This window comes from Citrobacter sp. C5_2 (assembly GCF_014596845.2).
Classification (GTDB): domain Bacteria; phylum Pseudomonadota; class Gammaproteobacteria; order Enterobacterales; family Enterobacteriaceae; genus Citrobacter; species Citrobacter werkmanii.
Genome location: NZ_CP115032.1, coordinates 4,974,606 through 4,988,212 on the forward strand (window position 1 = coordinate 4,974,606; position 13,607 = coordinate 4,988,212).

Here is a 13,607-nt window from a genome sequence, read left to right on the forward strand (position 1 = left end):
GCGTAGCGCCATCCGCCAAAAAGCTGGGTATATATACAGAGTTCTGCTGGTGATTATATCAGCGAGGTCAGAGATGCCAACTGTGAAATTTCAATATGCGGCAGCAAACGGCTGTCTGCGGTTTGCATCAGGTCGGCATTTTCCGGTTTGATCCAGCAAGCCTGCATACCACAACGAATAGCGCCTGCAACGTCTGTCGTCAGGTCATCACCCACATGCAGAATTTCACCTACCGGCATTTTCAGTTTTTGCGCCGCCAGCGCGTACATGTCGCTGAACGGTTTTGAGCGCCCGTCGGGACCGGCGCGCAGCACAAACTCAAAATAATCACCCAGACCAAACAGTTCCGGCTGCGCGTTACCATTGGTGATCGCCACCAGCGGCCATTTGCGGGCCAGCGCCTTCAGCGTGTCATGCGTCGCCTGCGGAACATCAATGCGGCTACGCCATTTGGCGAAATTCATCATCGCCGCATTCGCCCCCATCAAGGCTTCTGCCGCTGACAGACCAGCCTCCAGCATAGCGCGTTCTACGGCGCGGTGACGCCATTGGGTAACGTCGTGGTAGATTTCCGGCTCGGCGTCACGAACGGCCTGACGTAAGCGCTGCAGGTCGCTATTTTGCAGCGAATTCAACGCCGGATGATAATTCTGTACAAACGCGAGCGCTTCCTGCTCGGTGCGTGTGATAACGGGACGGTTATCGTAAAGGGTGTCATCAAGGTCAAAGGTGAGCGCAGAAATACGCCCCAAAGGCCGGTAAAAACGCATTATTTCCCCCGTTTGGCGCGCGGATGCGCCGCATCGTACACTGAAGCCAGGTGTTGAAAATCAAGATGGGTATAGATTTGAGTAGTGGAGAGATTGGCATGACCCAATAACTCCTGCACTCCGCGCAGATCGCCGCTCGACTCCAGCATATGCGTCGCAAAAGAGTGGCGCAATTTGTGGGGATGGACGTGGCTGTTCAGCCCCTGTTTGATACCCCATTCCGCAAAGCGTTTCTGCACGTTACGCGCAGAGATGCGCTTGCCCAGTTTAGACAGGAACAACGCATCGTCATCCCCGCCAAATAAACCGCGCAGATCCAGCCAGTGCTCAATCCACGCCACCGCATTGCGGCCGATCGGCAGACGACGTTCTTTACTCCCCTTGCCCATCACCCACACTTCGCCGGTGTCGAGATCGAGATGTTTAATATCCAGCCCAACCAGTTCAGATAAACGCAGTCCCGCGCCGTACATCACTTCCAGCATCGCCCGGTCGCGCACGGCAAGGGGATCGTTGAGATCGATATCCAGCAGACGATTAACATCATCGACGTCGATATTTTTAGGTAAGTGGCGTGGCGCTTTCGGCGCGGAAACGCTTTTTGCCGGGTTGGCTTTCAGCTCGCCCTGATTAACCAGCCAGTCGAAGAAACTGCGTAGTGCGGAGAGACGCAATGCCAGACTCGCCGCTCCCAGCCCTTTTCGACGGCTGCGCACAGCAAAGCTGCGTACCATTGCAGCGTCACATTGTTGCCAGCTTTGCAGACCGGTTTCTCCGGCTAACGCGATGATGGCATCAAGCTGACGCTGATAATTGAGTAGCGTGATCGGGCTAAGCTGGCGCTCAACGCCCAGATAGCGCAAAAAGCGCGCCACATCCTGAGAAAGGGGTGAATCGGTCATACGCGTTCAATCCAGCGCTCCAGCAGCTCCGGCAACATCAGCGAGATTTCTTGCAGTAATTGTGTACCTTGCCCCTGCTGGTAATGGTTAACGTCACGGCTGCTGAACAGCATCACGCCCAGGGAACCATCTTGCCCCAGCATCGACATCGCCACCGAGCCTATCGCTTTCGCCTCCGGCATCATAACCAGCAATTCCGGACCATTGAGTGGCCCAAGATAGTGCTGCGACTGTCCCAGACGCTGAATACGCAACGGTTCAAAGGCCTGACGGCTTAATGCCAGATGCGTAAATTTGGATGGCGCGCCAAGTCGCCACCGGTCCGGAAACAGACGCACCGTCGCGCCGGCCAGCCCCAGTTCACGCGCCCAGCGATGAAATCGCATCAGCATATCGTCAAGACTGCTGGCCGACACCAGGCGACTTTGCAGATTTAGCAGACGATAGAACAGGCTTTCATTGGCGTTGGCTTGTTCCATCAATAACGCCATGTTCTCTTCAAGCACATTAATATGATTACGTGCCCGCGCCATATGCCATTCAACTAAAGAGATCGTGCCCCGCACAGGGTGTGGGACGCGCATCGCTTCAACTGCCCGGGCATTACGGATAAAAAACTCAGGATTACGTTGCAGGTAATCGACGACCGCCCGATCGTCGAGCTCCATGAGCGTTTCCTGTAGTTCTTCCCCTGGTTGCTTCATAAGTGAATAAATCCGTCGTAGACATGTGCCGCCGGGCCAGTCATATACAGCGGATGACCCGGACCTTTCCAGGCGATATCAAGTCGACCGCCAGGTAACTCCACCCTCACCTCTTCTGCCAGCAGGCCCTGCTGAATACCTACCGCAACAGCGGCGCACGCTCCGCTGCCGCAGGCCTGCGTTTCGCCCGCCCCGCGTTCATAGACGCGCAGCCGGATATGCTCGCGCTTTACCACCTGCATAAAGCCGATGTTGGCGCGTTCAGGAAAGCGTTCGTGGCTTTCCAGCACCGGTCCCAGCGTTTCCACCGTGGCCGTATCAACATCATCAACCTGAATCACGCAGTGTGGGTTCCCCATTGAAACCACGCCGCACAATATTGTCTGTTCGGCCGCGCGCATAATATAGGTCTTCTCTGCTTTGTTGGCGCGAAACGGAACCTGCGAAGGTTCAAAGTTGGGTTCCCCCATATTCACCCGCACCAGTTCGTCGTCGGTTACGGTTAACACCATACGACCATTCGCGGTACTGACGCGAATATCACGTTTATTGGTCAGCCCTTTCAGGCGAACAAAGCGAGCAAAACAACGGGCGCCATTGCCACACTGTGACACTTCACTGCCGTCGGCATTAAAAATACGGTAGTGGAAATCCAGCTCCGGATCATACGGAGGTTCAACCACCAGCAACTGATCAAACCCAACGCCGAGATGCCTGTCGGACAGGCGGCGGATCAGCTCTGGTGAGAAAAAGACATTCTGCGTTACCGCGTCGACGACCATAAAATCGTTGCCAAGGCCATGCATTTTAGAGAATTGCATCATTCACTCCGTTCACGCGGGTACAGAAATGTAAATCTATTCCTGCCGTCAGTAATTCACCTGAGAAGGGCCGTCGCTGATCCCACGATCGTTTTTCTCGGGCGTGGTGGATTGCGATTGCGGCTGAACGCTCTTGGTCGGAGGCGGCGCGGTTTTATCTGCTGGCGGGAAATAGAGCGGGCCTTTTAGCCCACAGCCCGTCAGGCTGAACAGAGTTAAAATGACAGCGAGTGGCTTTAACACGTTTTTCATTATGGATTGCCTGTAAAGTTCATGCTTTCTGTTTTCTATCATCGCAGGAGAAGGCGTAAAAGCAAGAGTTAGCCTGTAATCTGCAACGCGTTTTGTTTCAGGTTATACTGCCGTCATCACGAAAAACAGGATAAGAAAATGAACGACAGTGAATTTCATCGCCTTGCCGACACCCTGTGGATGACCATTGAGGAGCGTCTGGATGACTGGGACGGCGACAGCGATATCGATTGTGAGATCAACGGCGGCGTGCTGACCATCAGCTTCGAAAACGGCAGCAAAATCATTATTAACCGTCAGGAGCCGCTGCACCAGGTGTGGCTGGCAACCAAACAAGGCGGCTACCACTTTGACCTGAAAGGCGACGAGTGGATCTGCGACCGTAGCGGCGAAACGTTCTGGGATTTGCTGGAGCAGGCGGCAACGCAGCAGTCGGGTGAAGAGGTGAGCTTCCGTTGATTTTTTGCCGGATACGCTTTGCTTATCCGTCCTACAGTAGGCCCGGTAAGGCGTAGCCGCCACCGGGCGAAAAGCCTCAGGAGAAATACTGCTGCAACATCGGCGTGTCGTTATCCTGATTAGCTGGCGGGACCGGGTTGAGCGGCTGGGTACGGAACGGAATCACCTGCGCACGTCCGTCGGTTTTCACAATCTGATAGAACTGCGGCAGGTTAAAGTTGATGAAGCTGGAGCCGTAGGTAAAGCGATCGTGCGACGATGAATAGAAGCGGCTGACATCACGTACCAGCTCTTCTTTGCTTCCCTCGCAGTGGTGATACACCTCCGCACGGTTACTCTCATCCAGTATATAAATATTAAAGCCCTGCTCATCGCCCGTTTCTTCGAAAAAGAACTGAATGATCCCTTCACTGGCAAAACCGTCCACCACCGACGGAAGTTTCACGTGGTTCGTTTCAACCTGGACGGAAAGGCCGTGCAGTTTGTTGTGTGAAATCGCCCCATAGAATTCGATGGCGTTTTCCAGTTTCTGTACCGATACGTTCAGACGCTCGAAGAACAGTCCCCACGTCTGACCAGACACGCGCAGCGCTTTGAAACGCCCGGTTTCCTGGCGGGTACTGGAAAGGCGCAGCTCGATACACTCAGAAACCAGTTGCTGCACGCGGGTACGGATTAACCCACGCAGATGCTGGCTGTAGCAGAACACTTCGACGCTATCCGGCGGCGCGGCATCCTGGTGCATTTTGCCCAGAATCGTTTTTAACGCTTCAATCATCGCCTGCTCGCCGTTGAAGTGCAGCGTACGTACTTCATTCCACGAGTTGCGGTACAGCAGGTCGACGCTCCCTACCAGGCAATTTTGCTCTTCGCCAAAGCTGAAGACGTCCAGCTTACGGAAATCAAAATGCACCACCTGATTACGGAATGCGGTCGTCGGGTCATATTCAAGGTTAACGATAATCGCCAGATGGCGAATTTCGCACGGGCTGTAGAGCGCTTTCGGCGTTGGTGCCGGCAGGCGCAGCGGGAAGTGGTGCGATACATCGGCGACCATCTCCTGCAGCTTCGGCAAATCGACAATACCGTTGCCCTTAATAAACAAATGCGTACGCGAAGTCAGCAGACCGTTGAACCAGGCCCACGCCACCAGCTTGTTGAGGTAGCGGTTATATTCCAGCGGCTGATGGCTGATGATCGAATCCATATTTGGCGCGCGGTTGTAGAGATACCAACCCGAACGGTTGGCGCGGCCCGGCGGCACATGGATAAAGGTCAGGTTCGGTTCTGAGAGGTCCGGAGATATTTGCGGGTTCACCAGCGTTACCTTACCCGGCAACGCTTCAAACGCGGCATACAGCTTACGGGTCAGCACGCCGATATCCTGCGGACTGGCGCTAACGCTGAGGTTATTGCGCCGCGCAAAGCGGATCAGATTACGATAGCTCTGCATCATCGCATCAAGCAGTTCGTTATGCGCTTCACGTACCTGGTCAATCTTCCAGTTAGCGCGGTTATCCAGCATTGTCAGACGGGCTTCGTCCCAGCCCCATTCTTGCACTAACTGGCTTAATACTTCACGACGCCAGCCCACGCAGGCGCGCTCGCGGCTCAGTTTCTCACACACTTTTAAGTAGAAACATCGACGCACTAAATCCAGGCGCGTCGGGTCTTCGATCGCCGTGAGATATTCGGTCACACGCTCCAGCATCATGCAGTAGGGATCGAGACCAAAAGAGACGATCTCGCCATCGTGCAGGCGCTGTTTAATGTCTTTCGCTAACAGGCGAGGATTGGGATATTCCCAGGAGTAGGCTTCCAGCAGCAGCGTCTTCAGCACCGCTTTGTACGGGGAATCGATACTTTTGTACAACTGCCAGAGGCTGGCGCCAAAGTACTCTTCGGCGGAGAGTGAACTGAGTCCGCCGAGATCCAGCCATTCGTTTGGCGTTAATACGCCCTGCGCGTAGAGCTTCATGACGTAATCGTCGTAATGCTCTTCTTCGTCGCCCGGCACCATATTCCACAGAATACGTTTGCCCGCGAGGCGCACAGCGGTGCGATAGAATTCATCAAGCAACAGGATATGCTGCGTCGAGCCACAGTCTTCACCACCGAGACTGCCGCTTTCATTGTGACGGAAACGGTTTTCATCAATCAGGAAGAAACTGACTTCCACGCCCAGCGAAGCGGCCCAGCTTTCGAGCAGGCTACATTTACGCTGCAACAGCTGGCGCTCTTCGCTATCCAGCCAGGATTGGTGGCAGACCCAGATATCGAGGTCGGAAGAACAGCTTTGCCCTACCGAAGAGGTGCTGCCCATTGAGTAGACGCCGGTGATCGGCAGTTCGCCCTTGGGAGGTTCCTGCGGTGACATACCGCGGTATAGTTCGAGTTCATTGAGGTAGTGGCGTTGGGTTTCATCAGGCGTGTAAAAGCATATGCCTTTGGGAACGTTACCATCGAGGTAACCCGGCATCAGAGGGTGGTGGTAGTGCAATAATGTCGGCAGCAGACTGTATACCTGCTGGAAAGCAGGTCCCATGGCAGCAAGCGCGCGATCCACACGCAGTTGATTTATGGCATCCAGTCTCTGTTTCAGAGTCTCAATATAGAGGTACAAGACGTATCGCCTGATGTTGCTATCCGTCATGTTGTCGATTACTGCGGCGCAAGCGCTCACAATAATCGTCATCAATTCGGATAAACCGTATGTCAAAAATAACCGTTACCTGTTTTTCGCCCGTATTTTTTTGTGCGGTACAGCCGAAAAAATGGTCTAAAACGTGATCAATTTAACACCTTGCTCATTGACCGTAAAGAAAGATGCGCTACATACAAGTGTAGCACCGTTCGTTACGTGTAAATTCCTTCATACGGTCGGAAGGTTTCTCGTCATTATTCACTGCCACTGATGATGCAGCAGCTTTTCCTCTCACTTACGTTTGAGCGTAACGCTGACATCCCTTTGATAAGGATGTTAGGATGGTCAATGATTGATAATGACGGTAACAAGCATGTTAGACAATGTTTTGAGAATTGCCACACGCCAAAGCCCCCTTGCGCTCTGGCAGGCACATTATGTCAAAGACGCCTTAATGGCAAATCACCCCGGTCTGATCGTGGAACTGGTTCCTATGGTAACCCGTGGCGATGTGATCCTTGATACCCCGCTGGCAAAGGTCGGAGGGAAAGGGTTGTTTGTTAAAGAGCTGGAAGTCGCGCTGCTGGAAAAACGCGCCGATATCGCCGTGCATTCCATGAAGGATGTGCCGGTTGAATTCCCTGACGGTCTTGGACTGGTCACCATTTGCGAGCGAGAGGATCCGCGTGATGCTTTCGTCTCAAATAAGTACAACACGTTGGATGACCTTCCCGCAGGTAGCATTGTCGGGACATCCAGTTTGCGTCGCCAGTGCCAGTTGGCAAAGCGTCGCCCGGATCTCGTCATCCGTTCGCTGCGCGGCAACGTCGGTACGCGTCTCGGCAAACTGGATAACGGCGATTATGACGCCATTATTCTGGCGGTCGCCGGGTTAAAACGTTTAGGGCTTGAGTCGCGAGTCCGTACCGCACTGCCGCCGGAAGTCTCCCTGCCCGCTGTCGGGCAAGGCGCCGTCGGCATAGAGTGCCGACTGGACGATATGCGTACTCAGGCGTTGTTAGCGCCGCTCAACCACGAAGAGACCGCGCTACGTGTAACAGCCGAACGCGCCATGAACACTCGCCTCGAAGGGGGATGTCAGGTGCCTATCGGCAGTTATGCCGAACTCATCAACGGTGAGATTTGGCTACGCGCGCTGGTCGGCGCGCCTGACGGATCGCAGATGGTATGCGGGGAACGTCGCGGCGCCGCGCAGGATGCTGAACAGATGGGCATCTCTCTGGCAGAAGAGCTCCTGGAGAATGGTGCGCGCGCCATTCTGGCTGAAGTTTATAACGGAGAAGCACCCGCATGAGTATTCTGGTCACCCGCCCGTCTCCCGCAGGGGAAGAGTTAGTGAGCCGTCTGCGCACACTGGGGCAGGTGGCCTGGAGTTTTCCGCTCATCGAATTTTCCCCGGGTCGGGAACTGGCAACACTCGCCTCCCGACTGTTGGCGCTGACGGATAACGATCTGGTTTTTGCCCTCTCGCAGCACGCTGTCACCTTTGCCGATGCCGAACTTCAGCAACAAGGGAAAAGCTGGCCTTCCCTTCCGCATTATTTTGCCATTGGTCGTACAACGGCGCTGGCGCTGCATACTGTTAGCGGGTGCAATATTCACTATCCTCTGGATCGGGAAATCAGCGAAGTCTTGCTACAATTACCTGAATTACAAAATATTGCGGGAAAACGCGCGCTTATTTTACGCGGCAACGGCGGTCGGGAACTGATAGGTGAAACCCTGACGGCGCGTGGAGCCGATGTTGATTTTTGTGAATGTTATCAACGCAGTGCAAAAAATTACGATGGTGCGGAAGAAGCAATGCGCTGGCAATCTCGCGGCGTGACCACGGTGGTGGTCACCAGCGGTGAGATGTTACAACAGCTCTGGTCGCTCATTCCGCAGTGGTATCGTGAGCACTGGTTACTACGCTGTCGGCTGCTGGTCGTCAGTGAGCGTCTGGCGCACCTCGCCCGGGAACTGGGCTGGCAAGATATTAAGGTCGCTGATAACGCCGACAACGATGCGCTACTACGCGCATTACAATAACTCTCATAATGGGATGCCATAATGACGGAACAAGAAAAATCCTCCGCCGTGGTTGAAGAGACCAGGGAGGCCGTGGAAACCACAGCACAGCCAGTCAATACTGAAAAAAAGGGTAACAACAGCACGGCGCTGATTCTGAGCGCGGTGGCGATTGCTATTGCGCTGGCAGCAGGTGTGGGTCTGTATGGCTGGGGGAAACAGCAGGCAACAACGCAGACGGCAACCAGCGATGCGCTGGCGAACCAGCTGACGGCGCTGCAAAAAGCGCAAGAAAGCCAAAAAGCTGAGCTGGAAGGCATCATTAAACAGCAGGCAACGCAGCTTGATGAAGCCACTCGCCAGCAAGCCGCGCTGGTCAAACAGCTTGATGAAGTACAGCAAAAAGTCGCCACTATCTCCGGCAGCGATGCTGGAACATGGCTGCTGGCGCAGGCTGATTTTCTGGTAAAACTGGCTGGTCGTAAATTATGGAGCGATCAGGACGTTACCACCGCCGCGGCGCTGCTGAAAAGCGCCGACGCCAGTCTGGCGGATATGAACGACCCGAGCTTAATTGCCGCCCGTCGCGCGATTACTGACGACATCGCGAGCCTCTCCGCGGTAACTCAGGTCGACTATGACGGCATTATCCTGAAAGTGAATCAGCTCTCTAACCAGATTGATAACCTGCGTCTGGCCGACAACGACACCGACGATTCACCGATGGACTCCGACAGCAGCGAGCTGTCCAGCTCAATTAGTGAATGGCGCGTCAACCTGCAAAAAAGCTGGCAGAATTTTATGGACAGCTTTATCACTGTTCGCCGTCGAGATGAAACCGCCGTCCCGCTGCTGGCGCCGAACCAGGACGTTTACTTACGTGAGAACATTCGTTCTCGCCTGTTAGTAGCCGCCCAGGCCGTACCGCGTCATCAGGAAGAGACATACCGCCAGGCGCTGGAAAATGTCTCTACCTGGGTACGCGCCTACTACGACACCGACGATGCAACCACCAAAGCTTTCCTGGAAGAGGTAGACCAGTTGAGCCAACAAAGCATCAGTATGGATGTGCCGGAAACACTGCAGAGCCAGGCTATTCTCGACAAATTAATGCAGACCCGCGTGCGTAATTTACTGGCGCAGCCTGTCACAGCGCCGGTTGCCGCCGCTCCTGCTCCTTCGGCAGACACCCCGGCAACCGCGCCGCAAGGAGAATAATGATGCTAAAAGTATTATTACTCTTTGTACTGTTGATTGCCGGGATCGTCGTTGGTCCAATGATTGCCGGTCATCAGGGCTACGTGCTGATCCAAACCGATAATTACAACATTGAAACCAGCGTGACGGGCCTGGTGATCATCCTGATCGTCGCGATGGTCGTCCTGTTTGCGATTGAATGGCTGCTGCGCCGAATTTTCCGCACCGGCGCGCATACCCGCGGATGGTTTGTCGGCCGTAAACGTCGCCGCGCCCGCAAGCAGACTGAACAAGCGCTGCTCAAGCTGGCAGAAGGCGATTATCAGCAGGTTGAAAAGCTGATGTCGAAAAACGCCGATCATGCTGAACAACCGGTAGTGAATTACCTGCTGGCGGCAGAAGCGGCCCAGCAACGTGGCGATGAAGCGCGCGCGAATCAACACCTTGAGCGTGCAGCTGAACTGGCCGGGAATGATACGATCCCGGTAGAAATCGCTCGCGTTCGTCTGCAACTGGCGCGTAATGAAAATCACGCCGCGCGCCACAGCGTAGATAAGCTGCTGGAGGTGACCCCGCGTCATCCGGAAGTGCTGCGTCTGGCTGAGCAAGCCTACATTCGCACCGGCGCATGGAGTTCGTTACTGGATATCATTCCATCTATGGCTAAAGCGCATGTAGGTGATGAAGAGCACCGCGCAATGCTGGAACAACAGGCATGGGTGGGTCTGATGGATCAGGTTCGCGCCGATCAGGGCAGTGAGGGGCTACGTACGTGGTGGAAAAACCAGAACCGTAAAACCCGTCATCAGGTTGCCCTGCAGGTCGCGATGGCTGAACATCTGATTGAGTGCGACGATCACGATACGGCGCAGCAGGTCATCATTGACGGTCTGAAACGTCAGTATGACGACCGTCTGGTGCTGCCGATCCCGCGCCTGAAAACCAACAACCCGGAACAGATAGAAAAAGTGTTGCGCCAGCAGATTAAGGCCGTTGGCGATCGCCCGTTGCTGTGGAGCACGCTGGGGCAATCGTTAATGAAGCATGGCGAATGGCAGGAAGCCACGCTCGCCTTCCGTGCTGCGCTCAAACAGCGCCCGGACGCCTACGACTACGCCTGGCTTGCTGACGCGCTGGACAGACTGCATCAGCCGGAAGAAGCCGCCACCATGCGCCGTGATGGCCTGATGTTGACGCTGCAGAACAACAATCCCCCGCAGTAATTCCCTCTTGCCCGGTGGCGCTTCGCTTACCGGGCCTACCGTCTACACAAAATCATTCAAGATGCATCAAGGCGGCAAGTCTGGGAATCCCCAAGAGCTTACATAAGTAAGTGACTGGGGTGAGCAGACGTAGCCAACAAAGAGGCAGCTTGAAGGATGACGTGTATATGCATAAAAAAACGCCCGCTCGGTAAGGAGCAGGCGTTAAACAGGTCTGTATGACAACATAATGGGTGCTTCACTCAACGTTATGTCCATGGTGTTTGATGAGGCCTGAGCGACATCTGTCTGTGGACGATAAGCACCGTAAACGGCTCTGCATCATTCCTGAGTTTATGAGGCCTGATGGCGAACATAAGAGATGGAATGAGCATCTACCCGTATATTATTGCACAACGCATGCCACGATTGCACTGCAAAAACTATGGATTCGAACTTTTTAAGACATCAGGTAATTCGCGGGAATAAAGGCTGAGGAGGGAAAATCAGAAAACAAAAAACCCCGCCGAAGCGGGGTTCAAAATTGGTCGGCGAGAGAGGATTCGAACCTCCGACCCACTGGTCCCAAACCAGTTGCGCTACCAAGCTGCGCTACTCGCCGTTTTACTGCTTTTTGAATTTTTAGTTCAATTCTTTAAGTCGTGGTGCGAGGGGGGGGACTCGAACCCCCACATCCTAAGGACACTAACACCTGAAGCTAGCGCGTCTACCAATTCCGCCACCTTCGCATTTCACAACTTTAAATTAATGGGGTGGCTAATGGGATTCGAACCCACGACAACTGGAATCACAATCCAGGGCTCTACCAACTGAGCTATAGCCACCACTGCAAATCTTTTACGCGGTATTAAAACCACCGCAGCTCCGGCACCTAACTAAATGGTGCGCCCGACAGGATTCGAACCTGAGACCTCTGCCTCCGGAGGGCAGCGCTCTATCCAGCTGAGCTACGGGCGCTTAGCGCCGTTGCGGGGCTGGATATTACGGAGGTCTCGGTCTTCTGTCTAGTGCTTTTTTAAAATAAATTATCGTTTGGTCATGGTTTGTGCGTTTTGTCGCTTATTCCCGCAATTTATGGGCTGTGCCATGACGATTCAGACCAAAAACCTTATAAATGAGCGTCACAGCCAGTAAGAAGATAATCCCAACAAACAGCGACATTCGGGTATCTTCATTAAAGTACATACCGATTAATACGCAAATCAGGAACGCCATCGTCAAATAATTCGCCCACGGGAACAGAATCGAGCGGAAAGGATGACTGGCGATCGCCGCTTTATGCGCCTGACGGAAACGCAGCTGGCTTATCAGGATCACAAACCACGGCACCATCCCCGGCAACACGCTGGCGCTATAGACATAAACGAACACCCGTTGCGGATTGGGAATGATGTAGTTCAGGCACGAACCAATCAGCAGGATCGCGATAGAAATCGCTACACCGGCAACCGGCACGCCATGGCGAGAGACTTTTCCAACAACGGCTGGTAGCTGGCGATTCTTTGCCAGCGCGTAGAGCATACGCCCACAGCTGTACATGCCGCTGTTACAGCCAGACAGCGCCGCCGTCAGGACCACAAAGTTAATAATCCCTGCCGCAGCGGTAATACCAATCTTGGCAAAGGTGAGAACAAACGGGCTGCCGTTGCTGCCGATCTCGTTCCACGGGAAAATAGTGACGATAACAAAGATCGCGCCGACGTAGAAAATCAGGATACGCCACAGCACCTTCCCCACCGCGCTACGCAGCGTGACCTGGGGGTTCTTCGCCTCACCCGCAGTAATGCCGATCAGCTCTACGCCCTGGTAGGAAGCCACGACAATACACAATGCCGTCAGAAAGCCCTTCCAGCCGCCGGCAAAGAAGCCGCCGTGGTCGGTCAGGTTGCCAAAGCCAATCGCCTGGCCACCATTGCCAAAGCCGAAGAAAATGACCCCTAACCCAATAACGATCATCACAATGATGGTGGTCACTTTGATCATGGCAAACCAGAATTCAATTTCACCATACAGGCGAACCGCGGCGAGGTTTGCCAGCGCAACCAGCCCGACAGCAATCAGGGCGGGTATCCATTGCGCCATTTCCGGGAACCAGAACTGTACGTACACCCCGATGGCGGTAATCTCTGATATCCCTACCGCCATCCACATAAACCAGTATGACCAGGCGGTAAGATAGCCAAAGAAGGGGCTCATGTAACGGTGCGCGTAAACAGCGAATGAACCGGCAACCGGCTCGAGGAATAACATCTCCCCCATGGAACGCATAATGAAAAAGACGAACAGCCCCGCGACGATATACGCCAGCAGGACCGAAGGCCCCGCCCATTTCAGGGTACTGGCGGCGCCCATAAACAGTCCGACGCCAATAGTGCCTCCAAGGGCAATTAATTCGATGTGACGAGCCTCCAGCCCACGCTGTAGCTCAGGTTTGTTCTCGGCCATAAATCCTCTTGATGTGTTTGCATGCTGTCCGGTATTACCGGTTCTCGTTATGGGTACATCTTGTTATTCCATAACAGGCCATACGGCACCGACCGCTTAACGGTTGGCGCCAAAAACACCACGGCACTGTAATGATTGTTGCGAATGGTTTCCTAAAAT

Annotated in this window: 12 protein-coding genes and 4 tRNA genes; 5 read left to right on the forward strand and 11 right to left on the reverse strand. The window is 54.1% G+C overall.

Annotation, left to right across the window (positions count from 1 at the left end; translation table 11 throughout):
- Window positions 1-53: 53 nt before the first annotated feature.
- From yigB to ICA20_RS24135, 5 genes are read right to left on the reverse strand one after another with little or no spacing between them, the layout of a single operon-like run.
- Window positions 54-770 (reverse strand): 5-amino-6-(5-phospho-D-ribitylamino)uracil phosphatase YigB, encoded by a 717-nt coding sequence (gene yigB / locus ICA20_RS24115; protein WP_038634504.1) that lies wholly within the window; start codon window positions 768-770, stop codon window positions 54-56.
- Window positions 770-1,672, reverse strand: coding sequence for a tyrosine recombinase XerC (gene xerC / locus ICA20_RS24120; protein WP_038634507.1), 903 nt, complete (start codon window positions 1,670-1,672; stop codon window positions 770-772). Before xerC ends, yigB begins: the two co-directional genes overlap by 1 nt.
- Window positions 1,669-2,376 carry a DUF484 domain-containing protein gene (locus ICA20_RS24125; RefSeq protein WP_038634510.1) on the reverse strand — a complete coding sequence of 236 codons (708 nt, stop codon included), beginning with the start codon at window positions 2,374-2,376 and terminating at the stop codon, window positions 1,669-1,671. The genes xerC and ICA20_RS24125 overlap by 4 nt, the downstream gene beginning before the upstream one ends.
- Window positions 2,373-3,197, reverse strand: a complete 825-nt coding sequence (gene dapF / locus ICA20_RS24130; RefSeq protein WP_038634512.1) for a diaminopimelate epimerase — start codon at window positions 3,195-3,197, stop codon at window positions 2,373-2,375. The genes ICA20_RS24125 and dapF overlap by 4 nt, the downstream gene beginning before the upstream one ends.
- A gap of 48 nt (window positions 3,198-3,245) precedes the next feature.
- A complete protein-coding gene (locus ICA20_RS24135) occupies window positions 3,246-3,449 on the reverse strand; it encodes a lipoprotein (protein ID WP_032940199.1) in 204 nt (67 codons plus the stop codon).
- Between the two features lie 138 nt (window positions 3,450-3,587).
- On the opposite strand from ICA20_RS24135, the gene cyaY reads away from it, so the two are divergent.
- Window positions 3,588-3,908: an iron donor protein CyaY gene (gene cyaY, locus ICA20_RS24140; protein WP_038634515.1), complete on the forward strand. Its 321-nt coding sequence runs from the start codon at window positions 3,588-3,590 to the stop codon at window positions 3,906-3,908.
- A gap of 76 nt (window positions 3,909-3,984) precedes the next feature.
- On the opposite strand, the gene cyaA is transcribed toward cyaY, so the two are convergent.
- Window positions 3,985-6,531 (reverse strand): class I adenylate cyclase, encoded by a 2,547-nt coding sequence (cyaA, locus tag ICA20_RS24145; RefSeq protein ID WP_038634518.1) that lies wholly within the window; start codon window positions 6,529-6,531, stop codon window positions 3,985-3,987.
- A 394-nt stretch (window positions 6,532-6,925) separates the two neighbouring features.
- Between cyaA and hemC the strand changes: the two genes are divergently transcribed.
- Genes hemC through hemY form a run of 4 tightly spaced genes read left to right on the forward strand, consistent with a single transcriptional unit; the run spans window position 6,926 to window position 11,003 of the window.
- Complete coding sequence (gene hemC / locus ICA20_RS24150; protein WP_038634520.1) at window positions 6,926-7,867, forward strand: hydroxymethylbilane synthase; 942 nt, start codon at window positions 6,926-6,928, stop codon at window positions 7,865-7,867.
- Window positions 7,864-8,604, forward strand: a complete 741-nt coding sequence (gene hemD, locus ICA20_RS24155; RefSeq protein WP_038634523.1) for a uroporphyrinogen-III synthase — start codon at window positions 7,864-7,866, stop codon at window positions 8,602-8,604. The genes hemC and hemD overlap by 4 nt, the downstream gene beginning before the upstream one ends.
- A 21-nt stretch (window positions 8,605-8,625) precedes the next feature.
- Window positions 8,626-9,801, forward strand: a complete 1,176-nt coding sequence (hemX, locus tag ICA20_RS24160) for a uroporphyrinogen-III C-methyltransferase (protein WP_038634526.1) — start codon at window positions 8,626-8,628, stop codon at window positions 9,799-9,801.
- A gap of 2 nt (window positions 9,802-9,803) precedes the next feature.
- Window positions 9,804-11,003: a protoheme IX biogenesis protein HemY gene (hemY, locus tag ICA20_RS24165; RefSeq protein WP_038634530.1), complete on the forward strand. Its 1,200-nt coding sequence runs from the start codon at window positions 9,804-9,806 to the stop codon at window positions 11,001-11,003.
- Between the two features lie 524 nt (window positions 11,004-11,527).
- Here hemY and ICA20_RS24170 read toward each other — a convergent pair.
- From ICA20_RS24170 to ICA20_RS24190, 5 genes are all read right to left on the reverse strand, one after another.
- Window positions 11,528-11,604 (reverse strand) — tRNA-Pro (locus ICA20_RS24170).
- A 41-nt stretch (window positions 11,605-11,645) separates the two neighbouring features.
- A tRNA-Leu gene (locus tag ICA20_RS24175) sits at window positions 11,646-11,731 on the reverse strand.
- A gap of 20 nt (window positions 11,732-11,751) precedes the next feature.
- Window positions 11,752-11,827 (reverse strand) — tRNA-His (locus ICA20_RS24180).
- A gap of 56 nt (window positions 11,828-11,883) precedes the next feature.
- Window positions 11,884-11,960 (reverse strand) — tRNA-Arg (locus ICA20_RS24185).
- A gap of 102 nt (window positions 11,961-12,062) precedes the next feature.
- A complete protein-coding gene (locus ICA20_RS24190) occupies window positions 12,063-13,448 on the reverse strand; it encodes an amino acid permease (protein ID WP_038634533.1) in 1,386 nt (461 codons plus the stop codon).
- Window positions 13,449-13,607: the final 159 nt, after the last annotated feature.

What these genes read in the sequence shown, in the direction of transcription:
- cyaY (WP_038634515.1), top strand. Translation starts at nt 3,588, where the DNA reads ATGAACGACAGTGAATTTCATCGCCTTGCCGACACCCTGTGGATGACC.
- hemX (WP_038634526.1), top strand. Translation starts at nt 8,626, where the DNA reads ATGACGGAACAAGAAAAATCCTCCGCCGTGGTTGAAGAGACCAGGGAG.
- hemC (WP_038634520.1), top strand. Translation starts at nt 6,926, where the DNA reads ATGTTAGACAATGTTTTGAGAATTGCCACACGCCAAAGCCCCCTTGCG.
- ICA20_RS24125 (WP_038634510.1), bottom strand. Translation starts at nt 2,376, where the DNA reads ATGAAGCAACCAGGGGAAGAACTACAGGAAACGCTCATGGAGCTCGAC.
- ICA20_RS24135 (WP_032940199.1), bottom strand. Translation starts at nt 3,449, where the DNA reads ATGAAAAACGTGTTAAAGCCACTCGCTGTCATTTTAACTCTGTTCAGC.
- hemD (WP_038634523.1), top strand. Translation starts at nt 7,864, where the DNA reads ATGAGTATTCTGGTCACCCGCCCGTCTCCCGCAGGGGAAGAGTTAGTG.
- hemY (WP_038634530.1), top strand. Translation starts at nt 9,804, where the DNA reads ATGCTAAAAGTATTATTACTCTTTGTACTGTTGATTGCCGGGATCGTC.
- dapF (WP_038634512.1), bottom strand. Translation starts at nt 3,197, where the DNA reads ATGCAATTCTCTAAAATGCATGGCCTTGGCAACGATTTTATGGTCGTC.
- yigB (WP_038634504.1), bottom strand. Translation starts at nt 770, where the DNA reads ATGCGTTTTTACCGGCCTTTGGGGCGTATTTCTGCGCTCACCTTTGAC.
- xerC (WP_038634507.1), bottom strand. Translation starts at nt 1,672, where the DNA reads ATGACCGATTCACCCCTTTCTCAGGATGTGGCGCGCTTTTTGCGCTAT.
- ICA20_RS24190 (WP_038634533.1), bottom strand. Translation starts at nt 13,448, where the DNA reads ATGGCCGAGAACAAACCTGAGCTACAGCGTGGGCTGGAGGCTCGTCAC.